Genomic DNA, 26,487 nt, shown 5'->3' with positions numbered 1-26,487 from the left:
GATGGTTAATAGACGCTCTCATATGCTTACTCTAACAGTTTGCGAATCAGAAATAATTCCTTGGATGATTTTTTTGGTTTTAATGTTTTTCACTTTGATTTTGTCATTTTTGCCTCCGGCCATCAATGCAATGCCTTTCATGCTGATTTGGAAGCCTTTGTTTTTTGCAATGATTGTGATGTTGTCACCTTTTTTAATAAGGGTTGGGGTTGACAAAATATTGACACTGACAAGATCGCCTCGGCGAACTCGCCTTTTTAAGACATGATTTATCGCATGTTTAGACTCTGATAAGTAAGCGGATCGATGTCCTGTCAGTTCAATTTTTTTTAATGTAATGTCAGATTCTTTAAGAAGGTGCCCTTTGTTGAACGGCTGGTTAAAAACCAAAGCATGGCTGAAAAGTTGAACCTGTGCCGTCATAAATATTCGCCAAGGAGTCTGCGATATGCATTCAATTTTTAATGTATTTTTTCCTGGTTTTACAGGCGCTTGGGTGAGGCTTATGTCAATCTCTGAAGAACATTTTTTGAGTTTGAGCCGTGAGTCTATGTTTTGAACGGTAATATTGTGTTCTAAATGTTGCTTAGCCAGTCTGTCGGTTAAATAGGTATGTGCATTGTCCAGAATATTTTGATGATCTTCAAACGGTTGCTCTGTTGCAAAGAGCAGCGGAGAAAACAGCAGTAATAAAGTGATTAGTGTTAACAATGATTTCATAAACGTTATGTGCAATATCGTGACGATGTATAGGTTAGAAATATATATGCATTAAATATGCCGTAATAAAGACATTTGTAAATGGAATCGGAGATGATAATAACGAACCGTTTAGATAGTTCTATATAAGGTAATGCAGAGGAAGGGGTGCTTGGTACAAGCTTACCCCGTTATTAAAAGTATGTAATTTTGTCCCCAATGCTTTCCGCTTTGCCGCTTTTTTGCCGTTCTTGCCGCTATTTACCCACCCTTTTATTTTTATAACCTATTGATTTAATTAGATTAAAAAAATGGCATGGTTTCTGCTTTATTGTTTTCAACGAAACAGGAGTGACAGATGGCAACAACGATTGACTCATTATTTGGTGTACACGAACAAGCGCTTATTTATCGCTCTAAACGCGCTGAAGTATTAGCCTCTAATATGGCTAATGCCGATACGCCAGGCTATAAAGCAAGAGACTTTGATTTTAAGTCAGTTTTAAACAGGCTCAACACAGCGGCAGGTCATGTGAAACAAACACATCATCAGCATATTGGGTTTGATAAAACACCAGCGACGGTTGCTCTTGCTTATCGTACACCGTTAAGCGCTTCGCTAGACGGTAACACGGTGGATGCACAGGTTGAGCAAGCAAAGTATGCGCAAAATGCAATGGACTATCAAACGTCTCTGCGTTTTGTGAACGGCAAAATTTCCAGTTACCTTTCAGCGCTAAGGGGTGAATAAGCATGTCTTTATATAATATTTTTGATGTGGCAGGTAGCGGAATGAGCGCACAAACAACCCGCTTAAATTTGGTGGCCAGCAATATGGCGAATGCTGAAACGGTAAGCAGCAGTACCGGTGAGACATATCGTGCGCGCCAGCCAATTTTTGCTGAAGTGCTAGACGGAGCAATGGCTAACCAACAATCGGCCGCAAAAAAAGTTCGCGTATTGGGCGTGGTCGAAAGCCAGTCGCCTCTTCGCAGCGAATATGCGCCGCAACACCCAATGGCGAATCAAGACGGATATATTTTTAAGCCAAACGTTAATGTGGTTGAAGAAATGGCCAACATGATGTCTGCAAGTCAAAGCTACAAAAATAATGTTGAAGTGCTAAATACGGCAAAGCAACTTTTACAACAAACATTAAAAATTGGTCAGTAACGGAGAATAACCATGTCAGAAGTCGATTTTAATACGCTACAAAGTTTAGGCCTTGCTCAACAAAGTACGGCGACAAATACCAGTAAATCAAACAGTGATCTAGGGCAGGGCGATTTCCTCAAACTGATGGTTACACAGCTAAATAACCAAGACCCCATGAAGCCAATGGAAAGTGGTGATTTCTTAGGTCAAATAGCACAATTTAGTACAGTCACTGGCATTGATGGATTGAATACCTCTTTCTCAGAATTTGCGTCATCTGTATCAAATGACCAAGCTCTACAGGCAGCTAATTTAGTGGGAAGAAGGGTTAATGTTCCGCTACAGGCAGGTGTCTTAACAGCGGGGGGCTCAATTGATGGAGAGCTGACGTTACCGACCAGTTCACCAGACGTTTCAATCAATATTACTGACCAAGCAGGGCAGATAGTGCAGACCATTCCACTAGGAACACAATCTGCAGGCCCTGTTGCTTTCTCATGGGATGGCAAACGTTCAGATGGAACGGTGGCGTCTCCGGGGCTTTATAACGTTGATGCTAAAGCGCGTATCGACGGTCAAAATTTTGAATTGGATACACAAATTTCGGCAGATGTTGACAGCGTTACCTTGGGCGGCCTAGGTAAACCATTGCAACTGAACCTGTCGGGTCTAGGCAGTGTGCCATTTAGCAATGTTTCAAGAATATTTTAAACACGTTTAGGAGAATACTATGTCATTTCGTACTTCATTAAGTGGGCTTGATGCCTCAGCAACTGATTTATCGGTGATTGGTAACAATATTGCCAATGCCTCTACAAATGGTTTTAAAGAGTCCCGTACAGAGTTTGCAGATGTGTTTGCTACCTCTTTTACAGGTGTGTCTGGTAATACACCGGGTAGTGGTGTTCGTGTTGCCAGTGTGTCGCAGCAGTTTGGCCAAGGTAATGTTGAATTTACCTCCAGTAGTTTAGATCTAGCGATCAACGGTGATGGGTTTTTTGTTCTAAGTGATAATGGAACTAATGTTTATACTCGGGCGGGTGCTTATTCAACCGATAAAGATGGCTTTGTTGTTGATAGTTCTGGACGACAGTTACAAACATTCCCATCAAATGGTAATGGTACATTTAATACTGGGAACCTAGCCTCATTACAGTTAAGTACGGGTGACTCTGCACCGTCGGCAACAACCAGTGTTGAACCTACATTAAACCTGGATTCTCAACAAACTGTTCCATCAACGTATACGACTTTCCCGATTGATCCAACAGAATTTAGTGCAACAGATGCGGATAGTTACAACCATTCAACATCAACAACGGTTTTTGACTCATTAGGCAATGATTTTCCTGCCACGATGTATTACGTTGCAAGTGACCCCAGTAGTAATGAATGGCAAGTGCATACGTATGTAGATGGTAACCCATTAACATTAAATGCGGGAGCCGATGACTTTTTGACGATGACCTTTGATAGCCTCGGTTCATTTCAAAGTATTGCTGAGGCGGCAACGCCCAGTAGTGGCAATGTTGCCTTTGATGCATTGCCAATGAGTAATGGGGCTGCAAACTTAGCGTTAAACTTTGATTACTCGGATACTACCCAATATGGCGGCGATTTTGCTGTTAACTCACTGAGTCAAGATGGATTTGCATCTGGTCGTCTAAGCGGCATCAGTGTTGATGAGGCAGGTATTGTTTCTGCAACGTTCACCAATGGTCAATCCACAGAGTTAGGTCAGGTAGCGTTGGCAACCTTTCCCAATTCACATGGTTTGCGTCAATTAGGCGATACGTCTTGGGCCGATACATTTGCTGCTGGAGACCGAGTGATTGGTTCTGCTGGTACGGCAGGCTTTGGCTCACTTCAATCTGGTGCGCTTGAAGCCTCTAATGTTGATATTGCAACGGAGTTGGTGAGTTTGATTACTGCTCAGCGTAATTTCCAAGCGAATGCTCAAGCGATTTCAACTGAGAATGAAATCCAAACGGCCATTATTAATATTCGATAATCACTGATTCAAGAAGAGAGAAATTAAATGGACAGTAGCCTTTATGTAGCAATGAGCGGTGCCAAGCAAGCAATGTTGGCGCAAGCGGTGAATTCACATAATTTATCGAATGCGAATACCACGGGCTTTAAAGCCGATTTGTCTCAATTTAGAAGCATGCCAGTATATGGCGCAGGGCTTCCGTCGAATGTTTATGCGATGGCTGAGCGCCCTGGAATAGACTTTGACCACGGCACCATACAGTCAACAGGCCGAGACTTAGATGTCTCTATTAATGGTGATGGCTGGTTAGCTGTTCAGGCAGAAGATGGCACCGAAGCCTATACCCGTGCGGGCGATTTGAGAATTACACCCAATGGGGTGCTAACAACCGGTACAGGCTTAGCAGTGATGGGTGGCGGTGGTCCTGTGGCGATACCAGAGGCTGACAAGGTGGAAATTGGAAGCGATGGCACGATTAGTATTATTCCACTGGGTGATAGTGCGGCAACATTATCAACCATCGATAGAATTAAATTGGTGAACCCTGAGCTAGCAGATGTTGAAAAAGGTAAGGATGGTTTATTCCGATTAAAAAGCGGACTAGATGCTCAACCCAGTGCCGAAGTGCGTTTGGTATCAGGATCTGTAGAAGGTAGTAATGTGAGTGTTGTCAACGCGATGGTCAGCATGATTGAGCTGGCTCGAAATTTTGAGTTACAGGTCAAAATGATGAAAACAGTCAGTGAAAACGAAGCAGCAAGCGCTCAATTGATGCGCGTCAGTTAGGAGAGTTAAATGTCAACGCAAGCAATGTGGATTAGTAAAACGGGACTAGAAGCGCAACAAACGCGGATGTCGGTTATTTCAAACAACCTAGCCAACGTTAATACAACCGGTTACAAAAAGTCGAGAGCGGTGTTTGAAGATTTGTTGTATCAAAATGTACGACAAGTTGGAGCGCAATCGTCACAAGATAATATCTTGCCGACGGGGTTGCAGATTGGTACAGGGGTTCGTACGGTTGCTACTGAAAAAACGCATACCCAAGGGACTATTCAGCAAACAGGAAACTCGCTTGATATTGCGGTAAATGGCCGTGGTTTTTTCCAGATTTTAAGACCTGATGGCAGTATTACCTATACACGTGATGGCAGCTTTAAACTGGATGGCGATGGCCAAATGGTAACATCAGGCGGTTACCCATTAGAGCCCTCTATTTCCATTCCAGAAGATGCCTTAAGTGTTACTGTCGGTGTGGATGGCACAGTGTCAGTTTTACAAGCCGGTAATTCTACGCCAAGTCAGGTAGGCAATATTACACTGGCCGACTTTATTAACCCAACAGGTCTAGACCCCATTGGTGAAAATCAGTTTAGGGAGTCTTTGTCCAGTGGTAGCCCAACAGTAACGACACCGGGCGAAACAGGCGTGGGTCTGTTATCAGGTGGTTCATTAGAAACCTCTAACGTGAACGTTGTAGAAGAGTTGGTCAGCATGATCGAAACTCAACGTGCGTATGAAATGAACTCAAAGGCCATCTCAAATTCAGATCAAATGCTACAACGTTTAATGCAGGATTTATAAACAAGGAATCATGATAATGAAAACCCTTAAACTCTTTGTCTTAGTGTTCATGCTATCCGGTTGCGCGATGATGGATAATATGAGTAAACCTCGCCACGATCCGGAGTATGTGCCTGCTAAGCCGACCTCTTATCAAGTGCCACAAAGCAATAATGGTTCTATCTATCAAGCGGGTTATGAGGTGAGTTTATTTGAAGATATAAGAGCCAGAAGAATCGGTGATATTTTAACGATTAATTTGGTTGAAAAAACCAATGCAAAGAAACAAGCCGATACTGATATCAAAAAAGATAACAGTACCTCAATTTCTACGCCTACCATCTTGGGTATGAGTGACCCCTCTAAATTTGGTTTGAATCTTGATAGCAGTTTGGCTTCAGCGAGTGACTTTGCAGGTGAGACAGAAAGCACACAAAATAATAGCCTCAGCGGTAGCATTACCGTTAGCGTGATAGATGTCTTACCGAATGGCTATTTAAAAATTCGTGGTGAAAAGCGTGTACGTTTGAATCAGGGTAATGAGTATATTCGCTTATCGGGCATTATTCGCCCAACCGATATTAACCCCGATAATAGTGTGGAATCTACAAGAATTGCCGATGCCACTATCATGTATACAGGTGAAGGTGCACTGGCAGATGCTAATAAAATTGGTTGGTTAGCACGTTTCTTTATCAGTGCGGTGTTCCCGTTTTAGGAGAAGGTGATGAGATATTTTAAAATAGTATTGGTTTTGTTAGCAATGAGCATCACAAACGCTAATGCCGAGCGAATTAAAGACCTAGCCTCTATTACAGGTGTTCGCTCAAACCAATTAGTGGGATATGGTGTGGTGGTTGGTTTAAATGGAACCGGCGACAAGGTGAAATCGGGGGATTTTACTTCCCAGAGTTTGCGCAGTATGTTGAGTCAAATGGGCGTTAAAATCCCATCAAATGTGCAAATAAAATCTAAAAATGTTGCAGCCGTTATTATTCACGCTTCATTACCTGCTTTTGCAACACCAGGGCAAATGATTGACGTGACCGTTAATGCGATTGGCGAGGCGAAAAGTTTACGCGGCGGTAGCTTATTAATGTCTCCTTTAAAAGGTGCTGATGGAAAAGTGTATGCGATAGCGCAAGGTAATCTAGTTGTGGGTGGTTTGAGTGCATCGGGTAATGATGGTTCTAAAATAAGTGTGAATATACCCACCGTAGGAAATATCCCTAATGGTGCATCGGTAGAGCGCTCTGTTTATAGCCCCTTTAATGATGGTAATTCCTTAACGTTAAACCTGCATACCTTTGACTTTACAACTGCTAATCGCTTAGCAATGTCGATAAACCAAGCTATTGGTCCGCAAACATCACATTCAATAAACGGTGGCAGCGTTAAAGTGAATATGCCACGTGACCCAGCTCAACGGGTTGCTTTTATGTCATTGCTTGAAAATTTAGAAGTGCAGCCGGCACAATCAGCAGCGCGTATTATTATTAACTCAAGAACGGGTACGGTTGTCATAAACAATCAGGTCAAAGTACGTCCAGCGGCGGTCTCTCACGGTAATTTAACAGTGACCATTAACGAGAATTTAAATGTTAGCCAGCCAGGCGGGTTTTCGGATGGGCAAACAGTTGTCACGCCACAAACAGATATAACCGTTACCGAAGAAGATAAACGCATGTTTGTTTTTGATCCTGGTGTATCGCTGGATGAAATTGTGCGGGCTGTTAACCAAGTGGGTGCGGGTCCAAGTGACTTGGTGGCGATCTTAGAGGCGCTAAAAGGCGCGGGCGCATTAACTGCAGAGCTGATTGTTATCTAATGAATATAAACGGCTCACAAGCAGATGTTTATGCAGACTTTAATGGCTTAGCGCAATTAAAAGCTAAGGCCACTGGCGGGCAGGGTGAAAAACAAGAAGCCCTAGAGCAAGTGGCGCGTCAATTTGAGACCGTGTTTTTAAAAATGATGCTTAAAAGCATGCGAGATACGGTGCCTGATTCCGAGTTAATTGATGGTGAAAAAACAAAGTTTTATGAATCGATGTATGACGATCAAATTTCTCTAGATTTATCCAAACGGGGGCATTTGGGGTTGGCGGATATGATTGTTCAGCAAATGGGTGGCCAAGTAAAAAGCGAAAACATGGTGGCGGCACAGGGGTTGTCTGATTATCGAGAAGCCTCGGTACGAAGAATTCAAGGGGCCTTACAAGAAGTGAAAACGGCTGAGCCTTCAAGTAACGTAACAGCCATTAACTCACCAGAAGATTTTATTCATAAAATGTGGCCGCAGGCACAACAAGCAGCGCAAGAGCTGGGTGTGGATGCCAAAGTATTATTAGCCCAATCTGCCCTAGAAACCGGCTGGGGTAAACACATTATGCGAAATAAAATAGGCCAAAGTAGTCATAATTTATTCGGTATAAAAGCCTCGCATGGCTGGGAAGGCAAAACTGTTTCAGTACAAACGGTTGAGTACGAAAATGGTATTGCAGAAAAACGTCAAGCAACTTTCCGAGCATACGATAGTTACCAAGAGAGCTTTAACGATTATGTGCAGTTCTTGCAACAAAACCCACGTTATCAGCAGGCGTTAACTCAAGTAGATTCAAACGAAGGGTTTGTAAAAGGCCTACAAAAAGCAGGATATGCAACCGATCCTGCGTATGCCCAAAAAATACTATCGATCCTTAATCGTGCGCAGCTTAGTGGTCTTACCGTTCCAGCTTCAGGTTTTGCCAGTTAGGCCGATACGTTAACAATGGAAGACATAATATGACATATCAACATTTAAAAAGAGCAGCCCTATGAGTGACTTATTACTCAATGGCTTGTCTGGTTTAACTGCCTTTAGAAGTGTGCTTGACACGACCAGTCATAATATTGCCAATGCTTCAACAGAAGGTTATAGCCGTCAACGGGTCGAGTTAGATGCTAATAATCCACAACTGGCTGGTGCTGGGTATATTGGTTCGGGTGTTAGTGCGACTAATGTTAGTAGGCTTTATGATGCTTTTTTAAGCACACAATATAGAAGCAGTAGTACTGCTGTGTCTGAATTAGAGACTTATTTAAACTTTGCTAACCAAATTGATGGTGTGTTAGCGGATGAAAATATTGGGTTAAGTACGGCCTTACAAGATTTTTTCAATGCGGTTCAAGCTGTTGCAGATGATCCAACATCTATTCCAGCACGCCAAGTGCTATTAACTGAAGGCGAGGTGTTGGAAAACCGTTTTGCTACATTAGACCGATTGTTTGATGGTGTTAGCACGCAAGTTAACGGTTCGTTACAGGGAAATATAGACGAGGTAAATAGCCTATCTGAAAATATTGCTCTGATTAATGACAGGATCGCCAGCGCATTAGGTGGTTCGGATGGTAACTTGCCGAATGATTTATTGGATCAACGAGATAAATTAATTGATGATTTGTCTCAGTTAGTGAATGTAAAAACCAATGAGCAAGAAAATGGCGCGGTCAATGTTTTTATTGGTAATGGGCAAACTTTAGTCTTAGGTAATACGAACAATACACTGGCTTTGCAGCCGTCTACATTAGACCCTACTAGAGTTGATGTTATTTTTCAGCAGGGCGGCGCTGATACAGCTATTACCCAGTTTATGACAGGGGGTGAAATAGGGGGAGCCTTACGTTTTAAAGATGAGGTGTTAGATGAAGCGGTTCATGCCTTAGGTGAAATAGCTATCGGTCTGTCATTCTCAGTAAATAATCAACATGCCAATGGTATCGACCTAGAGGGCGAACAGGGGCTAAACTTTTTTAGTACAGCAAATATTACCCATGTTAAGGCCGATGCCAACGCAGGCTCATTGGCTGTCAGTGTTTCCGATCCATCACAAATAATTAATAGCGATTATCGTGTTACAACGGATGGGACGGCGCTACCAAATACAGCCTATAACATTACACGGTTATCTGATAATACCTCTATCAGTGGTGTTATATCGTCTGGAGCATCGGTTGATTACGATGGGCTAACCTTCGATTTATCATCGGCAAATGTTAATAATGAGTATAGAGTGATCAGCCCAACACGTTATGCGGCTGAAAATTTCTCATTAGCGTTAACTGACCCTAAAGATATTGCTGTTGCGCTTCCGGTTGTCTCAGAGCAAACCGTCAGCAACTCTGGAACTGGCGGTTTAAGTAATGTGGCGGTGACTGGTTTATCAGCATCATCGTTACCGGCTGGTGTTGTTTTAACGTATGACAATACATTAAAACAATATACGGTTAGTAATGCTACGGGAGGGCCCTTGGCCTACGATGCAGCAACAAATAACGGCGATAGCTATACGGTTAATGTCGCTGGTTTTGGCGATATTAGCTTTACCCTAACCGGTCAGCCTGATGAGGGTGATACCTTCTCATTGGTTGATAATTCAGGTGGCACGGGTGATAACCGAAATGGGCATTTCCTTGCTGGGTTGCAAACGAATTTGAGTTTGTCCGGTGGTACCGCCTCATTTCAAGATGTTTACGGTCAAGTTATTGCCGATGTGGGTCGCCGGACACAGTCGGCTGAAGTTAATGCGGCTGCACAAAATGGTCTTTTGGCGCAAACCATCGCCTCCAAAGATGCTGTCAGTGGTGTTAATTTAGATGAGGAGGCGGCTAATTTAATTCGTTTTCAACAAGCGTATCAAGCCGCTAGTCAAGTTGTGTTAACGTCTCGTACAATTTTCGAAACGCTATTAGGAGCTTTCAGATAATGGTCGATAGAATTTCAACAAGCCTTGCTCAACAATTGGGTATTAATGCGATTATGTTCCAGCAGGCTCAAGTTAACCAAGCGCAGCAACAAATCTCATTAGGTAAACGGATACTTACACCATCTGATGACCCGTCGGGTGCAGCTCAGGTCCTCGACTTTAACCAATCCATCAGCCGAATCACGCAGTTTCAAACGAATATAAATTACGCAGAAAATCGTTTGTCGTTGTCTGATACAACCTTGCAAAGTGTAACCAATAGTTTACACCGTGTCCGTGAATTAGCCGTGCAGGGGTACAACGATACAAATACGGCAGCTGACCGACAATCTATAGCAAACGAGATGTTTCAGCGTCTTGACGAAATGGTGGCGCTCGCCAATACCAAAGATGCTAATGGTGATTACCTGTATTCAGGTTTTAAAGGACAAACACAGGCGGTTACCGGTTCGGCTGCCACGGGTGTATTTAGTTTTCAAGGCGATCAAGGTCAGCGTTTGATACAGATTGGTGAAAACCGTACGGTGTCAGACAATAATTCAGGTGCAGAATTGTTTTTTAATCTGCAAGATAAAAATGGCAATGCAGAGGATGTGTTCACTACGTTATACAGTTTAGCGACGGATTTAGCGACCAATAGACCGGCGGTAGAAGAAACAGAGTTAACCTTTAATTCGGTGCCTTTAGATGCGCAGTCAATGACTATCAACGGTATTAATTATGAGTTTGATGATGGGACGGGGCCAGCGATTGCACCACCAAGCATAGCGGTGGATATTTCTGCTGCTGTAACGGGCGATGACGTAGCTGCTCTTTTAAATGCGGCAGTTACCAGTAATGATTCAACAGTTGATCTCGATCAAACTAATAATACACTCCGTATCATTGCTAACACGCCAGGTGAAGGAGAGCTGGCAATTGATGTATCGCTTACAAGCGCTACCAGTGCAACGAATGTTTCTATCCCTTTATATGATCACTTGGATCAGTTAGATACCGCGTTGAACCGTGTTTTAGATGTGCGTTCTCAAATTGGTGCAAGGCTAAATGCACTAGATAGCCAACAAGAAACCAATCAAGACTTCTTATTAAACCTTCAAAGCGCAAAGTCACAGGTTGAAGACCTTGATATGGCAGAAGCGATCAGTCGATTTAATCTTCAAATAGTGAGTTTGCAGGCAGCACAGCAGTCATTCGTTAAAGTGCAAAATTTATCATTATTTAATTTATTATAATTAAATAAACTCTAGGTCGACTCTATAAATGTGGTGTCAATATTTTTGACTCATAGAGTCGATGTTTGGGGCTTGGTGATGCCACTTAGTTGTAACCTACAAAAAACTTAAAATAAATCCTAAAGAATATTTTTATAGCGCCGATACCTTAAGCGGAGGCGGTGAATATCTAGTCATACTCAAAGATATATCCGTCATGTTTTAGAAAAAGTAAGCATTAAGCTTACATAGGAGCAATAAAATGCCTCAATTTATTAACAGTAATATTGCGTCTTTGACGGCACAACGTAACTTAGATACATCACAAAGTTCGTTAAACACGTCGTTACAAAGACTTTCTTCCGGTTTACGTATTAACAGTGCTAAAGATGATGCGGCCGGCCTTGCCATTTCAGAGCGCTTTACCACACAAATTCGTGGTTTAAACCAAGCGTCTCGAAATGCAAACGATGCTATCTCTCTTTCTCAAACAGCTGAAGGCGCATTGGGTGAGATTGGTAACAACTTGCAACGTATTCGTGAGCTAGCGATTCAGTCTGCTAACTCAACAAACTCATCATCAGATAGAGCGGCGTTAAACTTAGAGGTGCAACAACGTTTAGCTGAGATTGATAGAGTCGCAGGACAAACATCATTTAACGGTCAAAAAATTCTTGATGGCACGTTTGGTAGCGCCCAGTTTCAAGTGGGTGCAAATGTAGGCGAAACGATCAGCTTAGACTTATCAACAAGTACACGTCTGGACTCTATTGGAGCGGTAGCAACAGCAACATCATCGACTAATCTAACTGATCTAATTGATGGTACTGCCGCAACCTTTACAACGGCTGCTGCTGGTCTTGTTGCCGATTACTCTACGGTACCGGCCACTGCGGGTTCAGATACAATCACATTTGCAAATGCTCCTGCGGCGGCAAATGATACGATCACTGTCGAAGGCGTAGTTTTTACATTCCAAGATGCAGGCTCTGGTAACGCTGATGTTTATACTGTTGTTGATGCTAATAATGTAACAATTGCTACTGATTTTGCAGCTGATTCGGTTGCAACAAATGCAGACTCCTTTGCCGCAGCGTTTGCTGCAGCAAAAGCAGATTCGTTAACTACATCTGCCCTATCTGGATTAACGACAGAGTCGGATAATACTGATACCGTTACATTGTCAGATGTAAATGAAGGTACAGCAGCAACAGTCGGACGTACTGTTAGCGCTTCATTTGCAACACCGGGCAACATTGCAATTGTGCAAGATGTAACTGGTTCAGATGCTGACACATCAGCAAATAGTAACTTTACTGTTACGGCACCAGGTGGAAGCTTGTTCACAGTAACACTGGATACAAACATAACGGATGCGGCTGATTTGTTGGCAGCCATAACTGGATCAACAGGTTATGCTAGCGCAGGTTTTACGGCAGAAAGTGATGGTACTAATATTACTTTTACCGATGAGGATGCTTCTACTGGTAACTTTGCATTGGCGGGTTCAGAGACGGTAACTGCAATCACAGACGGTGATGTAGCTGGGGTAGCTGGCACATCAGTGACAGTAGCAGGTGATTTTAGTATACAAATAGGTACTCAGACAGCTTTTACAGTTGCTGATAGTACATATACCACAGCACAAAGCCTGGTAGACGCTATTAATACAGCGTTAAATGGTGAGGGTTCTGCGGCGCTTAATACTGATGGTACCTTGAACGTTGTTTCTAACGAAAGCATCACAGTGACGGGAACTACTGGTCTGACAACATTGGGTCTAGCTTCATCAACAGATGTATCTGGAAGTTTATCGACAGCTGCTGTGGATACTGTGGCTAATTCAGAAACGACCATTCGTCAGGTTGATTCTGCATTAACGGCTGTGAGTTCTTTGCGTAGTACGTTTGGTGCGATTCAAAACCGTTTTGAATCTACTATTGCTAACCTAGCAACTACCTCAGAAAACTTAAGTGCAGCGCGCTCACGTATTCAAGATGCTGATTTTGCAGCAGAGACTGCAGCGTTGACTAGAGCGCAAATTCTGCAGCAAGCAGGTGTGTCAATTTTGTCTCAAGCTAACTCGTTACCACAAAACGTATTAGCCTTGTTGCAATAGGGCGTTAAGGGTAAATACTGGCTTTATGAAAATAGAGCCAGTATTAATCTAAACAGGAGGTAGTTATGGAAACATTAAATTTAGTTAGTTCGGCACCAAAGGCGGTAACGTCTAAGGCGTCTAATGTTACCGTATCAACTGATAGTGTTATTGCACAGAAGGTAAGTAATCAGTCAATGGGTGGTCAAGCTTTGCCGGAAGAGGTAAGCGGTAGCCAGTCATCAGCTGCACAAAAAATTGAAGAAACGGTGAGTGATTTGAATAGCTTTGTTCAAAACGTTCAACGATCTATACAATTTAGTGTGCATGATGATACTGGTCGTTCCGTTATAACGGTAACAGATAAGGAGTCGGGTGATGTTATCCGGACTTTTCCGTCTGAAGATGTGTTAGCAATGGCAGCGTATTTGGCTGAAAACAAGGCGCAATCAGAAGATGCGGCTCGTGGTTTGTTGGTAAACGAAAGTGCGTAGGAGGCAAGCTTTTTGCATAGTTATTTCAGTATTATGTAAATAAGGAAACCATTATGTCAATTTCATCAGCAGGTATCGGGTCTGGAATAGATGTTAATACATTGATCACTCAGTTGGTTGAAGCAGAGGGTGTCGATAAATCAAACAGGCTTGACTTTAATGAAGCTGAATATTTAGGTGATATTTCAGCGTTTGGTTCTTTGAAAAGTGCTTTATCTATTTTTCAAGGGGCTGTTCGAGACTTGCAAGATACAGCGGATTTTCAACTCAGGTCTGCTTTATCCAGTAATGATGAGGTTTTTACTGCGACGGCTGATGAAACAGCGGATGTCTCGCAATATGGCATTGAAGTTGTTCAGTTAGCACAAGCGCACAAGTTGATAACAACCAGTGGTTTTGCTGATACGGATACAATAGGAGACGGCACCCTAACATTTACCCAGGGTGCTGATTCTTTTTCTTTAACGATTGATGCAACAGATACCCTAACGGATATTAGAGATGCGATTAATGCTGCCAATGATAATACAGGTGTTTCAGCTTCTATTATTAATGTCGATTCGGGGCAACAATTAGTTTTTACAGCAACATCTAGTGGTTTAGATAATGCAATAACAATAACAGCAGTCGATAGTGATGGCGAAAATTCAGATGAATTTGGTTTGTCACGTTTAGTCAATACACAATTAAATACACCAAGCGCAGCTCAAGATGGCCAAATAAAAGTGGATGGTCAATTAATCAGCAGTAATAACAATACATTTTCGGATGTGCTGGATGGTATTACGATTAATGCTGTTTCAGTTGGTGCAGGTGAGCAGTTAACGGTTGCGCAAGACCGTGAGGCGATTACGTTTAAGATTGATACCTTTATTGCCAACTATAACGGCTTAGTTGATACCTTTAATACACTGGGTTCATACGATGCGGCGACAGAATCAGCAGGATTGCTATTGGGCGACTCTACTTTGCGCGGTATTAGTACATTAATAAGACAAGAAATTTCCTCTTCTGTGACTGGGCTTACAGGTCCTTTTAGCACGTTAGCAGAGCTAGGTATTACAACAGATGAAGAGGGTAAGCTATCCTTAAATAGCGAGACGTTAAACGCTGCTTTGGACAGTAATTTTGATCAAGTTGGACAATTATTTGCTGCGAGTAATGGCATCGCCAATACGTTAGATATGGCTATTGAGGGTTATATTGGCTCAAATGGAATCATTGATTCTAGAACAGCCGGTATACAAGTCAGCGTGGATGATATTGCCGATCAGCGAGAAGCACTAGATAGACGGTTAGTGTCCTTAGAAAGTAGGCTATTAAGTCAATTTACCGCCATGGATATACTGGTAAGTTCTTTACAAAATCAGAGTAATTTTTTAACACAGCAGCTGGCTAATTTACCAGGTGCTTATAATTCAAATAGTAATAATTAAAGTACATTTATAATTGGAGAATCCTATGAATGGCGCAACTGCATTAAAACAGTATCAACAAACATCCGTACATGGTGGTGTAATGGACGCATCACCACATAAGTTAATCCAAATGCTATTGGATGGGGCCTTATCGCGAATATTGTCTGCAAAAAGCGCTTTAAAGCAACAGCACGTTGCTAAGAAAGGTGAGCAAATTGGAAGTGCTATTTCAATTATTGAAGGACTTAGAGCGAGTTTAGATTTCAAACAAGGTGGTGAAATATCAAAGAATTTAGATGCACTTTATGAATATATTAATCACGTTTTATTACAGGCGAATATTAAGAATGATGCTGCCTTGCTTGATGAAGCGGGTAAGCTTTTGAGTCAGATCAAAATGGGGTGGGATGCAATAAGCCCTGATGCCGCGCAACGTTAATTTTTATGCTAAGTGATTTACAACGCCTTGACTCTATTCTTGCGGATACTGAAAAACTCATTCAGCTAGCTCAAGAGGGTGAATGGGATGCAGTGGTAAAGCTTGAAAAAGCACGTGATACAGACATACAGCATTTGTTTGAAACACCGCCAGATATCGAAGCTGTAGTATTGGCAGAAAGTATTCAATTGGTGCTAGATAAAAATAAAATCCTAACTCAATTTTTATTGAGTCAGCGTGATAGCCTTCGTATGGAAATGTCGCAAGCAGGGCATGCACATAAAGCTATTAATGCCTATTTAACAACAGGTTAATAGTTAGAAATAAGCTATTTAATGGTTGTGTCAGTCTTTTTTACATCGCCGGTATTATCATTCCACCGTAACGATAAAATATCGCCTTTTTTACCCTCTTTAAATGAGAAAGCCAGATAAGGGTTTTGAGATATTGATGTGCCAAATTGTGCTAGAAAAACTTCTTTACCGTTGTGTTCGCAGCTAAGTTTTTGAATATATTTCGCGGATATCCTTTCGCCTGAGTCTTTATCAATACGTTCACCTGTTTCCATGGGGTGTATAGCTAATACCCTAACATGAGTGATGTTATTTATTATTTTTGCTCTCACTTTCATTTATATCTCCAAATAAGATGAGATTAATAACGAATTATTAAGTTGCTAACGAGTACACCCACTTGATGAGACTTTTACTTTTTGGCTTCTACTATATAACTTGTCTCCTGCTTTGATAACAGCGATGACGGTGCTAGTTTTAACTAAACGAATTCGGGTCGACACAGATGCTAATGTATCTGGTGGGATTTGAAAGGTTGCCGTTAAAGGTTGAGGGTTGTCTTGTACAAAAATACTAATTGAGTCGACACCTTTTAGCTTGGTTTTGATCGAAATAGGAACAGCATCGCTATTTTCTGCTGTTTTAGGCGCCTTTAGCTTTACCTCGTTACTGTTAATGAGGGTCGATGAGCCAAATAAATGTTGGTATGCCTTATTAAGAGTGTCGGCATTAAAGGCATCGTTAGCCCATGCCGCCCAACTAGTGAGGGGAGATATCAAGGTTAAACAAGTGCTGGCACCCACCGCTAATAATTTTAGAAATTTTCTACGTGAAATAATCATCTCTTTTATAGTTGCCTTATGATTAAAACCTATAAAGGAAAACCGTCTGTAATGGAGCCTTCGTTTGCGCAGTCGCTAGTCTTAGTCATTATTAAACGTATTTTCAAGTAGGGTTCTTTATGACAATCAAGCAGCAGACTCTTTGCAAATGAGCAAGGTGCCTTTATTAAAGGGTCGGTTTTGTTTGTCTACGTACGTTCGTATTGAGCATTTTATAGCATAAAAGGGAGGTGCAGCTTTTATGCTTACGATCGCATTAAAGGTGGTTTTTTACAAACTATCGAGCATCTTTTGTGCTTTTTCTTTGTCGGAATCGTTACCGTTCTCCAATATTTCTTCTAATGTTTGACGAGCCGACTCTGTGTCTTCCATTTCGAGAGAAGCTTGTGCTAATGAAAACATGGTTTCAATACTCTCACTGGTAGGGTTGCTCAGATCCTGTGGTGTATCTTGATTTTTGATTAGGTCAAAATCAAATTCAAACTCACTCTTTGGTTCTTCGTCGTGGTTAGCTTCTTCAGGCTCAATGTCTTGTTGTATTTCTAAATCAAGGTCAAGGTCATCAGTTTGAATTGGTGCTGCTTGAATTTCAATGTTTTCTTCTGCTGGTGCTAGAAATAGTGGTGAGTCAGGGCAGATGTCCATGCCCATATCAACAATGCTATTCCATGCGTCAGGGTCTGAATCTTTTAGGTCTGATAATGAACTGGCCTGTTCTTCAAAAGCTTCAGCGTTATTGGATGAAAAGTAAACATCAAGCAATTTTAATTTAAGAGCTAGGTTTTCTGGCTCTGATTCTATCGCGCTTTTGATAAGATCTTCTGCTTGTTGGAATCGACCATAAGCAATATAGACATCACACTCTGTTAGAGGGTCCGCTTCTTGGGTATGTTCACTGCTGCCGAATTCGCTGGGTATGAATTCGCTTAAAAGAGGCTCTTCTTCGAGTATAGTAGATGAGGTATCAGTATTGTCTGTATCAATAGTTGGTACAACAGCTGGTGTATCAGAAAATACGTCCTCAGGCTGTGTTTCCTTACGTTGCTTTTTTCGACGTGCTAAAAATAGCCCAAGTAGAACAAGGAGCGCGCCGCCGCCATAAAGGGCAAGGGTGTTATCATTATCCTTGCTATCATTTTTTTCGACAGGTGTGTCAATAGGGGCTGGCTTTACAGTTGTTGCTGTTGATTCAGCAACGACAGGTTTTGCTGCTTGTAATTGTGCTAGCTGCTCATCTTTTAAAGCTAATAAACGTTGTAGTTTGTCTACTTGTTTTTCTAAATCATTGAGACGTGATTTAACCTCTTTGTTTTCTTCTTCAAGGGTTGTAGCCATCTCAATGGCAATGTTTGCTTGCTCTGTAGAGCTTGTTGAACCTATTGGGGTATCAGTGGTGTTGCCTTCTATAGGTATATTTTTTTCAGTATCTTGCTTCGGTGTTAATAAGGTTAGTTTTGCCTCATCTAGGTTATTTTCAAGTTTTTTTTTAACGTCGGATGTCGCTGCAAGGGCTTGGTCTTTCTGGTCTAGTTTTGCAACGGCCGCTGGCGTACTGGAGACGGTAGTTGATGAAGACCAGAGTGTATTGTGTTTAATATATTCATTGCTGGCTTGTGTAGGGCTGAGGCTTTCTGCCTGTTCAGTGCTTGGAAGTTTAAGCACCGCTCCTTTTTTTAAAGCATTGATATTTTCTTTGTAGAAGGCTTCTGGGTTATTGTCATAAAGGGCCAGCATCATTTGTTGATGAGTGACAGTACGATTATTAGTAATGAGTTTTTTAGCAATACCCCAGATAGTATCGCGACTTTTTGTTGGGCCATATTCACTGGCAGGTGCAGTTTGCACAGTAGTGGTAGGGGGTGTATATGTTGTTACCGATGCATCGTTTACGGGTGTTACTGGTGTAATGCTGGGTGTTTGAGGTAGTTCTAGTGGGTTGGTTCTAACATCAGACATTGTGATGGGCGGATCTAAAAGAATAGTAAATTCTTTTAATGTACGCCCCTGGGGCCATTCAACTTCGAGAATAAAGTTTACGAAAGGTTCTTTTATGGTTGCAGTCGAACGAACATCAACGGTAATTTCACCGTTTTTACCTAGCACAGGGGTGAACTTTAATTGGGTTAGATAGTGTGGCCTATCAATTCCTGCTTTATCAAAAGTCTCTCTTGAAGCAATGCCTATTTTTATATTGCTGGGGTCTTCTTGTTTGGAGCCAACAAGCGGAATCTGCGCTTTTAACAACTGATTTAAGGCAGAATACGTTGTAATTTCCCCGACACCTAATGCGTGGGCACTTGCAGAATTTAACAGGCAAAGTGCGGCAATAGTTTTTGTAGGCTTGTTCATTTTGTTGCTCCTAAACTAACGATAGTCGTCTATCCATAAATTAGTGAAATATATTATTAATATCAACTATAGACTAAAGATAATTTTTTACTAGTACTTCGGCAATTTGTACGCTGTTTAATGCAGCGCCTTTACGAACATTATCTGCAACGACCCAGAGGTTAAGCCCTCTAGGATGAGAGATATCTTCTCTGATGCGACTGACATAAACATCATCATGACCTGCTGATTCGGTAACTGCTGTTGCATAACCACCGTCAATGCGTTCATCAAGAAGTGTAATTCCGTCAAATGAGGACATTAGCTCACGGACTTTTTCGACGCTGATTTTCTCTTTAGTTTCTATGTGCAATGCCTCAGAGTGGCCATAAAAAACAGGTATCCTGACAGCAGTTGGGTTAACTTTGATTGAATCATCGTTAAAAATTTTGTTGGTTTCCCAAACCATTTTCATTTCTTCTTTGGTGTAGCCGTTGTCTTGGAAGACATCAATTTGGGGTAAAGCATTAAAGGCTATTTGTTTTGGGTATACTTTGGCCTCAGCATTTTTGCCATTTAATAATTTTGCTGTTTGCCCAGCTAGTTCTTCAATGGCGCTTTTTCCAGTGCCTGAAACGGCTTGGTAAGTGGCAACATTTATACGCTCAATACCGACCGCATCATAGATGGGTTTTAAAGCAACCAACATTTGAATGGTTGAGCAGTTTGGGTTTGCAATAATGCCTTTATTGGTATGTTGCGCGATGGCCTCTGGGTTTACTTCGGGCACCACGAGAGGGATGTCTTCGTCATAGCGGAAATGTGATGTGTTATCTATAACAACACAACCGGCAGCGGCAGCTTTAGGCGCATACTCTGCAGAAACAGAACCGCCTGCTGAAAACAAACCAATTTGAACTTGACTAAAATCAAAGTCGGCGAGGTTGCCGATTTTTACGTTTTTGCCATTAAATTGAACAGTGCCACCAGCAGAGCGACTGCTTGCTAAAGGGTAAATATTTCCAACAGGGAACTTTCTTTCCTCAAGGATAGATAGCATCGTTTCACCAACGGCGCCTGTAGCGCCAACAACAGCAATATCATATGTTTTCATTTAGGTTATTCCTTGCAAAATCATTAAGTTTTAAGTGAAATTATCAGCTTAATCAAAAGTTAAGCTGATGCTTTATTGTTGTATCGCCGAGAATTTGCTCGGCAAACACCTAGTCGTCGAGTACTGCGAATATTTTTGCAGTAATGTCTTGCACACCACCAACACCCTCAATGGTGCTGAATTTAACTGCAGATGTTTCAGCAGCCTTTGAATAGAAGTCAACAAGTGGCGCTGTTTGGGAGTGGTAAGTTGTTAAGCGATCGCGAACAATGTCTTCATGATCGTCGGCACGTTGAATTAATGGCTCACCAGTAATGTCATCAAGTCCCTCTTGTTTAGGCGGGTTATAAGTAAGGTGGTATGTTCTGCCAGAGTCCAAGTGCACGCGCCTTCCAGCCATTCTACGGACGATTTCTTCGTCATCGACAGCAATTTGTATGACGTGATCAACCTCTATGCCCATGTTTGCAAGGCCAATGGCTTGTGGGATTGTGCGTGGGAAACCATCTAACAAGAAACCTTTTGAACAATCATCTTCTGTTAATCGTTCTTTGATTAAGCCTAAAATAATTTCATCAGAGACAAGGCCGCCGACATCCATAACCTTTTTTGCTTCAATACCTAATGGTGTGCGAGCTTTAACGGCAGCTCGTAACATATCTCCCGTGGAGATTTGAGGAATACCGTACTTCTCAGTGATAAATTGCGATTGTGTCCCCTTACCGGAACCAGGGCCACCCAATAAAATTATGCGCATTAATTGTCCTCAAAACCATTGTTATTTTAATCGCGCAAAATAACATAATACGAGGTTTTAATCCAGTTGTTAGCGCTGTTATAGACGTTAGGGGGTGGTGATTTTTAAGCTTCTCAATGGGCAGGTATACCATCATTGATCAGCTCGGTTTTTGATGGGAGAGCGGGAAGGCGGGTATGTTTTTTATTTAAAACAAAGTAGATCTATCTGATGTGAGAGGATGAGCAGTACGCGTTTTATAAGGTGAACTGGTCACGTCTTAATTGATGAGGTGCGGGTAAACGTAGAAAGGTAGGGGGCAGCATAGAGGCCCTTGATAAATGGCCTCTATGCTGTTGTGTTTAGGGCTATTGAGGTTTTTGTGGTGTGATTTCGATTTTTGCTTTTTTTCTTAAATCATTAATGTGTTTTTGAATATGTTCTTGTTCGAGACTAGCCGTAATGCTCGGTTTGACTTGTTCAAACGTTGGCGGCGTCCCATCACGTTTCCCAGTGCGTAAAATGATATGCCAACCAAATTGAGTTTGTACAGCCTGTTTAGTGTATTCATTATCTTTCAAAGAAAGCACGGCTTTCGAGAACTCAGGTACCATTCGTTGCGGAGCAAACCAACCTAAATCCCCACCTTTTGGGCCGCTTGGTCCTGTTGAGTATTCCTTGGCAAGTGTAGCGAATGGAGTACCTTTGTTGAGTTTCTCAATAACTTCTTTCGCCTGCGCTTCTTCTGATACTAAGATATGGCTAGCTTTAAGTTCCGTGACATCCATTTCGTTAATGTTAGCATCATATTCTTCTTTTAGACGCTCTTCAGGAATAGGGTTGTTGTCAAGAAAGTCAATCATAGCGACTTGAGAAAGCATGCTTAAATTAATAAACTTCATGCGTGCCTTAAAGTCAGAAGATTTGTCTAACTTATTCTTATGAGCTTCTTCTTTTAGGAGTTGCATGTTAACGATATCATCAACCAGTTGGTTCATTGGGACATTGTTTTTTGAATCGATTTGACGCCTTTCTAGGGCGTAAAACTGTAAGGTTGATTGTTTGAGTTCTTGTCCATTAACAATAGCGATGGTTGGGTCTTCGTTTGCGAATGCCTGTGGGGCGATAGATGCTAGTAAAATTGAACCAATGATGACTAATTTACCCTTCATTTAAATCTCCTGTTGTCGGTTTTTCTTCTGGTGTAAAGGCTTTAATGCTAAGTGCATGAATGTCGCTTTTCATCATGTCACCTAATGCTCGATAAATAAGCTGGTGACGTTGAATTCTTGATTTATTTTCAAATTTATTAGAAACAATGGTCAGGTAAAAATGCCCACCACCTGATTTAGCACCTTCATGCCCTGCATGAGATTGGCTATCATCTAATACTTGAATGAACTCGGGCTGAATAGCCTTATTTAAAGTGTCTTTTATTATATCTGTACGGTTTGTCATTTTATCTGTAGAAAAATTCCTAGTTATGGTTATCTGGTTGGTTTATAGGGTCTTCGATGTGCTTGGTAAGGTAAATGCCTTGAGCCACAATAAACATTATTGTTAACCCAAGCATTCCAAACAATTTGAAATCTACCCAAGTATCTGTGTCGAAATTGTACATAACATACAGGTTTAAAAGCCCTTGTACTACAAAGAAAAGAGCCCAAATGCCATTTAGTTTTGTCCAAATTTTGTCAGAAAGTGTTAATCCACCGCTCATCATGCGTTTAACAAGAGGGGTGTTACCAATAAAGTGCGTGGAAATGCAAGCAAAGGCAAAAAGCCAATTGATCACTGTGGGTTTCCATTTAATGAAGGTTTCATTTTGTAGGTAGAGTGTTGCGCCACCAAAAAGAAGCATAAGGCAGAAAGTCATTATATGTGTTGAATCGACTCGTTTATTTTTAAGCCAAAATGAAGCAACCTGAAGGCCAGACGCAATAATTGCGACAACTGTTGCAGCGTATATGCCTTGCCATTTGTAGACAATAAAAAATAGTAATATTGGAAAAAAATCAGTCAGAAGTTTCATGGTATAGGAGGTGTATATTTAAACAGAAAAATCTACGCCTAATTGACTGTGAAGTTCATCGCGTAGAGTTTGGCTTTCTAGAGCCTGATGATCAAGGTATGACTGGATTGATTTTTGGTTTTTGTAGTCTAGGTTGTCAATATGAATATTGGCTTTTTGACTGTCATTTAGCGTTTCAATTTTTTGGATTATTTCAGCGCGTTCAATGTTTTTAGTTGTTAACGGGCTGTTTTTCTCCTGACTTGCTATGTGCTTTTCATTTAAATCTTCCTGTGTGCCAGTCGGTTTGTTGGCAGCCTTTTTAGGATTTGGTATTAGGCTAACACCGGTTAAATTTGCTTGAATGTTCATGAGGGATAATTGCTACAATATACTTAATTTAAGTTGCTGGCTTGGTAACGACTTCAATATCTTCAAATTAACAATTTAACACAATTATTGATATTTCACTATGAGCCCATTAGAACGCTATGAACTTGATCTGGCGCAAAAAAGTTTTATTAAAGATGATGCACAGAAAGTCATTATTCAGTGTTTAAATGATTTGTATAAAGAGCTGCTCAATACACCCTCCCAGCTAACTGAAAAGAAAGGTTTTTTTTCTATATTTAAGGCCAAATCAGAACCTCTTTTATTGGCGCCCAAAGGGCTCTACTTATGGGGAGGTGTAGGGCAGGGCAAAACCTATCTTATGGATATCTTTTACGATTCTTTACCATTTAAAGAAAAGCAGCGAACACATTTTCATCGGTTTATGCAAAAAGTTCATAAACAACTCGGTGAGATAAAAAATGTTGAAGATCCACTACAAAAGGTGGCCGATGGAATATCACAACGTTGTAGGGTGTTGTGTTTTGATGAGTTTTTTGTTTCCGATATTACCGACGCAATGCTGTTAGGCCGCTTGTTTGAGGCTTTATTTAAGCGTGGTATCTGTTTAGTTGCAACGTCTAATATCGAGCCGGATGGTTTATATAAGGATGGACTACAACGGGCAAGGTTTTTACCCGCTATCGAGGCATTGAAGGCCAACTGTAAGGTTAGAAAATTAGACAGTGGAACAGATTACCGATTGCGAGAATTAGAACAGGCGGAAATCTATCATTCTCCCTTGGATGATCAAACAGACAAAATATTAAATGAGTTGTTTGAACACTTAACCGTTGCAGATGTTGAACCTGAGTCAGCACTTGAAATAGAGGGGCGGATTATTGATGTAAAGCATTGCTCAGAAGGGGTTGTATGGTTTGATTATCAAGTCATTTGTGATATTCCACGTGGTTCAGCTGACTACATTGAAATTTCGCGCTGTTTTCACACCGTATTGATATCAGACGTTGTGGTAATGAATGATATGAGTAATGACCATGCGAACCGTTTTGTTAATTTAGTCGATGAGTTATATGCTCATAATGTTAAATTAATTATGTCAGCACAAGTGTCTGCTGAGAAGTTGTATCAAGGTAAAAAGCTGGCTTTTCAATTTGAACGTACAGTCAGTCGTTTGCTTGAAATGCAATCACATGAATATTTAGAAAGGCCTCACTTACCCTAAAAAGGAGAATAATGATGGATAAACAAACACAATTAGAAATTGAAGCCGCCACTTTTAGGCGAATTCTTAAACACTTACAAACGAAGACAGATGTGCAAAATATTGATTTGATGAATTTGGCAGACTTTTGCCGAAATTGTTTTTCTAAATGGTATATGGCTGAAGCGAAAGAACGAGATGTTGATATTGATTATGAAGCGGCTAGAGAGGTTGTGTATGGCATGACGTTTGCCGAATGGAAAGAGAAATATCAATTACCAGCAACACCTGAACAGTTAGCAGAATTTGAAGCCGGTGAGGCAAGACGTAAAGGAGGTTAGAGCTAACCTCCTTTCATGCTGCTCCGGTGTCACCTAGGTTAGTGTTTTTTGGGTGACAAGACCGTTGATGACTAAGAGCCTATTGATATTAAAGGCTAGGTCATCGTCACTAACTCTTCCGCATTTGTTGGGTGAATGGCAACGGTATCGTCAAAGTCCTTTTTGGTTGCGCCCATTTTGATAGCTACAGCAAAACCTTGAAGAATTTCATCAGAGCTTTCACCGAACAGGTGACAACCGACCACTTTTTCTTCTTTTCCTGTGGTTACCAGTTTCATAGTGGTGGGCTGTTTATCAACTGATAGCGCCTGTGTCATAGGGTTAAAGGTGGAGGTGTAGGTTTTTACGTCATCGCCAAATTGCTCGATGGCTTGCTCTTGTGTGAGGCCAATTGTTCCGATCGGCGGGTGTGAAAAGATGACGCTAGGAATCAGGTTGTAATCTAATTTACGCTCGTGCTGGCCGTTAAATAATCGGTCGCAAAGGCGGCGTGCTGCTGCAATAGCGACGGGTGTTAAGGCAGCTCGCCCAGTCACATCGCCGACGGCAAAAATATGCTCTTGAGATGTTTTTTGCCACTCATCGGTGGTGATAAAGCCACGTTTATCAAGTTCAATACCTGCCTTTTCAATAGATAATGAATCGGTGTTTGGTTCACGTCCAATTGCCCAAATAACTTCATCGTATTCGCCGTCAACGACGCCAGTAGTGGTGTTGATGGTTAATTTTCCTTCTGGGCTTTTATCAATAGACGTTTGTGTGGTTTGAGTTTCAACTTGAATACCTTGGTGTTGCATGGCTTTCATTAACTCAGTACCTAACATACTATCGAATGATCGAAGAGCGTGGTCACCTCGTATAATAAGTGTTACTTGAGTGCCTAAGGCTTGGAAGACACCTGCGAGCTCAACGGCAATAAACCCTGCACCAATGATGGCCACTTTGCTGGGCTGTTTTTCAAGTTCAAAAAAACCATCCGATGTAATACCGTATTGCGCACCAGGAATATTGGGGACAGCCGGTTTACCCCCGGTGGCAATGAGGAAACGTTTAGCCGTATATTGTTTGTCACCAACCTGAATAGTGTGACTATCAATAAACGATGCGGTTCCTTCAATATGTTCGACGTTATTGTTATGTAAATTATTGCCATAAATTCCATTGAGGCGTTTGATGTAGGCGTCTCGATTTTGCTTTAGCAAGTGCCAGTTAAAGGAATTGAGTGAAGCGTCAAAACCATAATCGCTAGCCGAGTGAATAATGTCTGCTGTCGAGGCGGCAAACCACATTACCTTTTTAGGAACGCAGCCAACATTAACGCAGGTTCCACCGAGCCTAGCTTGCTCAACAACCGCACATTTAGCACCGTAAGAAGCTGCTCGATTCGCACCAGCGATACCACCGCTACCACCACCAATAGATATTAAATCAAAGTCATAGTTCATATAAA

The 26,487-nt window shown here is 41.5% G+C and carries 29 protein-coding genes; 18 read left to right on the top strand and 11 right to left on the bottom strand.

Annotated elements, in window-relative coordinates:
• Positions 1-18: 18 nt before the first annotated feature.
• Complete coding sequence (gene flgA, locus CYCPU_RS0107235; protein ID WP_015006222.1) at positions 19-720, bottom strand: flagellar basal body P-ring formation chaperone FlgA; 702 nt, start codon at positions 718-720, stop codon at positions 19-21.
• Between the two features lie 337 nt (positions 721-1,057).
• Between flgA and flgB the strand changes: the two genes are divergently transcribed.
• The 16 genes from flgB (at position 1,058) to CYCPU_RS0107155 (ending at position 16,131) form a co-directional block, all read left to right on the top strand.
• Positions 1,058-1,450: a flagellar basal body rod protein FlgB gene (flgB, locus tag CYCPU_RS0107230; protein ID WP_015006221.1), complete on the top strand. Its 393-nt coding sequence runs from the start codon at positions 1,058-1,060 to the stop codon at positions 1,448-1,450.
• A 2-nt stretch (positions 1,451-1,452) separates the two neighbouring features.
• Positions 1,453-1,872 carry a flagellar basal body rod protein FlgC gene (gene flgC / locus CYCPU_RS0107225; RefSeq protein WP_015006220.1) on the top strand — a complete coding sequence of 140 codons (420 nt, stop codon included), beginning with the start codon at positions 1,453-1,455 and terminating at the stop codon, positions 1,870-1,872.
• 12 nt (positions 1,873-1,884) lie between these two features.
• Positions 1,885-2,565 (top strand): flagellar hook assembly protein FlgD, encoded by a 681-nt coding sequence (locus CYCPU_RS0107220; protein ID WP_015006219.1) that lies wholly within the window; start codon positions 1,885-1,887, stop codon positions 2,563-2,565.
• 19 nt (positions 2,566-2,584) lie between these two features.
• The gene (flgE, locus tag CYCPU_RS0107215; RefSeq protein ID WP_015006218.1) at positions 2,585-3,865 is read left to right on the top strand and encodes a flagellar hook protein FlgE; all 1,281 of its coding nucleotides are present in this window, start codon (positions 2,585-2,587) and stop codon (positions 3,863-3,865) included.
• 27 nt (positions 3,866-3,892) lie between these two features.
• On the top strand, positions 3,893-4,633 hold the full coding sequence (gene flgF / locus CYCPU_RS0107210) for a flagellar basal-body rod protein FlgF (RefSeq protein WP_020162355.1): 741 nt from the start codon (positions 3,893-3,895) through the stop codon (positions 4,631-4,633).
• 9 nt (positions 4,634-4,642) lie between these two features.
• Complete coding sequence (gene flgG, locus CYCPU_RS0107205) at positions 4,643-5,431, top strand: flagellar basal-body rod protein FlgG (protein ID WP_015006216.1); 789 nt, start codon at positions 4,643-4,645, stop codon at positions 5,429-5,431.
• Between the two features lie 16 nt (positions 5,432-5,447).
• A complete protein-coding gene (gene flgH / locus CYCPU_RS0107200) occupies positions 5,448-6,128 on the top strand; it encodes a flagellar basal body L-ring protein FlgH (RefSeq protein WP_015006215.1) in 681 nt (226 codons plus the stop codon).
• 9 nt (positions 6,129-6,137) lie between these two features.
• Positions 6,138-7,238: a flagellar basal body P-ring protein FlgI gene (locus tag CYCPU_RS0107195; RefSeq protein WP_015006214.1), complete on the top strand. Its 1,101-nt coding sequence runs from the start codon at positions 6,138-6,140 to the stop codon at positions 7,236-7,238.
• Positions 7,238-8,164, top strand: coding sequence for a flagellar assembly peptidoglycan hydrolase FlgJ (flgJ, locus tag CYCPU_RS0107190; RefSeq protein ID WP_020162354.1), 927 nt, complete (start codon positions 7,238-7,240; stop codon positions 8,162-8,164). Before CYCPU_RS0107195 ends, flgJ begins: the two co-directional genes overlap by 1 nt.
• A 61-nt stretch (positions 8,165-8,225) precedes the next feature.
• Positions 8,226-10,154, top strand: coding sequence for a flagellar hook-associated protein FlgK (gene flgK, locus CYCPU_RS0107185; RefSeq protein WP_015006212.1), 1,929 nt, complete (start codon positions 8,226-8,228; stop codon positions 10,152-10,154).
• Positions 10,154-11,389, top strand: coding sequence for a flagellar hook-associated protein FlgL (gene flgL / locus CYCPU_RS0107180; RefSeq protein WP_020162353.1), 1,236 nt, complete (start codon positions 10,154-10,156; stop codon positions 11,387-11,389). The genes flgK and flgL overlap by 1 nt, the downstream gene beginning before the upstream one ends.
• Positions 11,390-11,630: 241 nt before the next feature.
• Positions 11,631-13,487 (top strand): flagellin N-terminal helical domain-containing protein, encoded by a 1,857-nt coding sequence (locus tag CYCPU_RS0107175; protein WP_015006210.1) that lies wholly within the window; start codon positions 11,631-11,633, stop codon positions 13,485-13,487.
• Between the two features lie 65 nt (positions 13,488-13,552).
• Positions 13,553-13,960, top strand: coding sequence for a flagellar protein FlaG (locus tag CYCPU_RS0107170; protein WP_015006209.1), 408 nt, complete (start codon positions 13,553-13,555; stop codon positions 13,958-13,960).
• Between the two features lie 53 nt (positions 13,961-14,013).
• Complete coding sequence (fliD, locus tag CYCPU_RS0107165; protein ID WP_015006208.1) at positions 14,014-15,396, top strand: flagellar filament capping protein FliD; 1,383 nt, start codon at positions 14,014-14,016, stop codon at positions 15,394-15,396.
• A 25-nt stretch (positions 15,397-15,421) separates the two neighbouring features.
• Positions 15,422-15,817 carry a flagellar export chaperone FliS gene (gene fliS, locus CYCPU_RS0107160; RefSeq protein ID WP_020162352.1) on the top strand — a complete coding sequence of 132 codons (396 nt, stop codon included), beginning with the start codon at positions 15,422-15,424 and terminating at the stop codon, positions 15,815-15,817.
• A 5-nt stretch (positions 15,818-15,822) separates the two neighbouring features.
• On the top strand, positions 15,823-16,131 hold the full coding sequence (locus CYCPU_RS0107155; RefSeq protein WP_020162351.1) for a flagellar protein FliT: 309 nt from the start codon (positions 15,823-15,825) through the stop codon (positions 16,129-16,131).
• A 14-nt stretch (positions 16,132-16,145) separates the two neighbouring features.
• On the opposite strand, the gene soxZ is transcribed toward CYCPU_RS0107155, so the two are convergent.
• From soxZ to CYCPU_RS0107110, 9 genes are all read right to left on the bottom strand, one after another.
• A complete protein-coding gene (soxZ, locus tag CYCPU_RS0107150; RefSeq protein WP_016390086.1) occupies positions 16,146-16,448 on the bottom strand; it encodes a thiosulfate oxidation carrier complex protein SoxZ in 303 nt (100 codons plus the stop codon).
• A 45-nt stretch (positions 16,449-16,493) separates the two neighbouring features.
• Complete coding sequence (gene soxY, locus CYCPU_RS0107145; protein WP_020162350.1) at positions 16,494-16,952, bottom strand: thiosulfate oxidation carrier protein SoxY; 459 nt, start codon at positions 16,950-16,952, stop codon at positions 16,494-16,496.
• Between the two features lie 270 nt (positions 16,953-17,222).
• Positions 17,223-19,301, bottom strand: a complete 2,079-nt coding sequence (locus CYCPU_RS0107140) for a type IV pilus assembly protein FimV (RefSeq protein ID WP_020162349.1) — start codon at positions 19,299-19,301, stop codon at positions 17,223-17,225.
• 73 nt (positions 19,302-19,374) lie between these two features.
• Positions 19,375-20,394 (bottom strand): aspartate-semialdehyde dehydrogenase, encoded by a 1,020-nt coding sequence (locus CYCPU_RS0107135; RefSeq protein WP_020162348.1) that lies wholly within the window; start codon positions 20,392-20,394, stop codon positions 19,375-19,377.
• Positions 20,395-20,503: 109 nt separating this feature from the next.
• Complete coding sequence (adk, locus tag CYCPU_RS0107130) at positions 20,504-21,151, bottom strand: adenylate kinase (protein ID WP_015006201.1); 648 nt, start codon at positions 21,149-21,151, stop codon at positions 20,504-20,506.
• A 347-nt stretch (positions 21,152-21,498) separates the two neighbouring features.
• Positions 21,499-22,302, bottom strand: coding sequence for a peptidylprolyl isomerase (locus CYCPU_RS0107125; protein ID WP_015006200.1), 804 nt, complete (start codon positions 22,300-22,302; stop codon positions 21,499-21,501).
• Positions 22,292-22,588 (bottom strand): BolA family protein, encoded by a 297-nt coding sequence (locus CYCPU_RS0107120; RefSeq protein ID WP_015006199.1) that lies wholly within the window; start codon positions 22,586-22,588, stop codon positions 22,292-22,294. The genes CYCPU_RS0107125 and CYCPU_RS0107120 overlap by 11 nt, the downstream gene beginning before the upstream one ends.
• Positions 22,589-22,607: 19 nt before the next feature.
• Entirely contained in the window at positions 22,608-23,162 is a 555-nt protein-coding gene (locus CYCPU_RS0107115; protein ID WP_015006198.1) for a septation protein A, read from the bottom strand.
• 18 nt (positions 23,163-23,180) lie between these two features.
• Entirely contained in the window at positions 23,181-23,513 is a 333-nt protein-coding gene (locus CYCPU_RS0107110; RefSeq protein ID WP_015006197.1) for a hypothetical protein, read from the bottom strand.
• Positions 23,514-23,613: 100 nt separating this feature from the next.
• Between CYCPU_RS0107110 and zapE the strand changes: the two genes are divergently transcribed.
• Together zapE and CYCPU_RS0107100 are read left to right on the top strand one after the other, a co-directional pair.
• Complete coding sequence (gene zapE / locus CYCPU_RS0107105) at positions 23,614-24,717, top strand: cell division protein ZapE (RefSeq protein WP_020162347.1); 1,104 nt, start codon at positions 23,614-23,616, stop codon at positions 24,715-24,717.
• Between the two features lie 11 nt (positions 24,718-24,728).
• On the top strand, positions 24,729-25,037 hold the full coding sequence (locus CYCPU_RS0107100) for a DUF1244 domain-containing protein (protein ID WP_232228615.1): 309 nt from the start codon (positions 24,729-24,731) through the stop codon (positions 25,035-25,037).
• A gap of 95 nt (positions 25,038-25,132) precedes the next feature.
• Here CYCPU_RS0107100 and gorA read toward each other — a convergent pair whose 3' ends face one another.
• Entirely contained in the window at positions 25,133-26,482 is a 1,350-nt protein-coding gene (gene gorA / locus CYCPU_RS0107095) for a glutathione-disulfide reductase (protein WP_020162345.1), read from the bottom strand.
• Positions 26,483-26,487 lie beyond the last annotated feature (5 nt).

It is taken from the genome of Cycloclasticus pugetii PS-1, assembly GCF_000384415.1.
GTDB classification, from domain to species: Bacteria; Pseudomonadota; Gammaproteobacteria; order Methylococcales; family Cycloclasticaceae; genus Cycloclasticus; species Cycloclasticus pugetii.
This window is presented reverse-complemented; position numbering and strand designations above follow the sequence as displayed.

Coding starts and splice junctions, on each gene's coding strand:
- flgA (WP_015006222.1), bottom strand. CDS start 720: ATGAAATCATTGTTAACACTAATCACTTTATTACTGCTGTTTTCTCCG.
- flgB (WP_015006221.1), top strand. CDS start 1,058: ATGGCAACAACGATTGACTCATTATTTGGTGTACACGAACAAGCGCTT.
- flgC (WP_015006220.1), top strand. CDS start 1,453: ATGTCTTTATATAATATTTTTGATGTGGCAGGTAGCGGAATGAGCGCA.
- CYCPU_RS0107220 (WP_015006219.1), top strand. CDS start 1,885: ATGTCAGAAGTCGATTTTAATACGCTACAAAGTTTAGGCCTTGCTCAA.
- flgE (WP_015006218.1), top strand. CDS start 2,585: ATGTCATTTCGTACTTCATTAAGTGGGCTTGATGCCTCAGCAACTGAT.
- flgF (WP_020162355.1), top strand. CDS start 3,893: ATGGACAGTAGCCTTTATGTAGCAATGAGCGGTGCCAAGCAAGCAATG.
- flgG (WP_015006216.1), top strand. CDS start 4,643: ATGTCAACGCAAGCAATGTGGATTAGTAAAACGGGACTAGAAGCGCAA.
- flgH (WP_015006215.1), top strand. CDS start 5,448: ATGAAAACCCTTAAACTCTTTGTCTTAGTGTTCATGCTATCCGGTTGC.
- CYCPU_RS0107195 (WP_015006214.1), top strand. CDS start 6,138: ATGAGATATTTTAAAATAGTATTGGTTTTGTTAGCAATGAGCATCACA.
- flgJ (WP_020162354.1), top strand. CDS start 7,238: ATGAATATAAACGGCTCACAAGCAGATGTTTATGCAGACTTTAATGGC.
- flgK (WP_015006212.1), top strand. CDS start 8,226: ATGAGTGACTTATTACTCAATGGCTTGTCTGGTTTAACTGCCTTTAGA.
- flgL (WP_020162353.1), top strand. CDS start 10,154: ATGGTCGATAGAATTTCAACAAGCCTTGCTCAACAATTGGGTATTAAT.
- CYCPU_RS0107175 (WP_015006210.1), top strand. CDS start 11,631: ATGCCTCAATTTATTAACAGTAATATTGCGTCTTTGACGGCACAACGT.
- CYCPU_RS0107170 (WP_015006209.1), top strand. CDS start 13,553: ATGGAAACATTAAATTTAGTTAGTTCGGCACCAAAGGCGGTAACGTCT.
- fliD (WP_015006208.1), top strand. CDS start 14,014: ATGTCAATTTCATCAGCAGGTATCGGGTCTGGAATAGATGTTAATACA.
- fliS (WP_020162352.1), top strand. CDS start 15,422: ATGAATGGCGCAACTGCATTAAAACAGTATCAACAAACATCCGTACAT.
- CYCPU_RS0107155 (WP_020162351.1), top strand. CDS start 15,823: ATGCTAAGTGATTTACAACGCCTTGACTCTATTCTTGCGGATACTGAA.
- soxZ (WP_016390086.1), bottom strand. CDS start 16,448: ATGAAAGTGAGAGCAAAAATAATAAATAACATCACTCATGTTAGGGTA.
- soxY (WP_020162350.1), bottom strand. CDS start 16,952: ATGATTATTTCACGTAGAAAATTTCTAAAATTATTAGCGGTGGGTGCC.
- CYCPU_RS0107140 (WP_020162349.1), bottom strand. CDS start 19,301: ATGAACAAGCCTACAAAAACTATTGCCGCACTTTGCCTGTTAAATTCT.
- CYCPU_RS0107135 (WP_020162348.1), bottom strand. CDS start 20,394: ATGAAAACATATGATATTGCTGTTGTTGGCGCTACAGGCGCCGTTGGT.
- adk (WP_015006201.1), bottom strand. CDS start 21,151: ATGCGCATAATTTTATTGGGTGGCCCTGGTTCCGGTAAGGGGACACAA.
- CYCPU_RS0107125 (WP_015006200.1), bottom strand. CDS start 22,302: ATGAAGGGTAAATTAGTCATCATTGGTTCAATTTTACTAGCATCTATC.
- CYCPU_RS0107120 (WP_015006199.1), bottom strand. CDS start 22,588: ATGACAAACCGTACAGATATAATAAAAGACACTTTAAATAAGGCTATT.
- CYCPU_RS0107115 (WP_015006198.1), bottom strand. CDS start 23,162: ATGAAACTTCTGACTGATTTTTTTCCAATATTACTATTTTTTATTGTC.
- CYCPU_RS0107110 (WP_015006197.1), bottom strand. CDS start 23,513: ATGAACATTCAAGCAAATTTAACCGGTGTTAGCCTAATACCAAATCCT.
- zapE (WP_020162347.1), top strand. CDS start 23,614: ATGAGCCCATTAGAACGCTATGAACTTGATCTGGCGCAAAAAAGTTTT.
- CYCPU_RS0107100 (WP_232228615.1), top strand. CDS start 24,729: ATGATGGATAAACAAACACAATTAGAAATTGAAGCCGCCACTTTTAGG.
- gorA (WP_020162345.1), bottom strand. CDS start 26,482: ATGAACTATGACTTTGATTTAATATCTATTGGTGGTGGTAGCGGTGGT.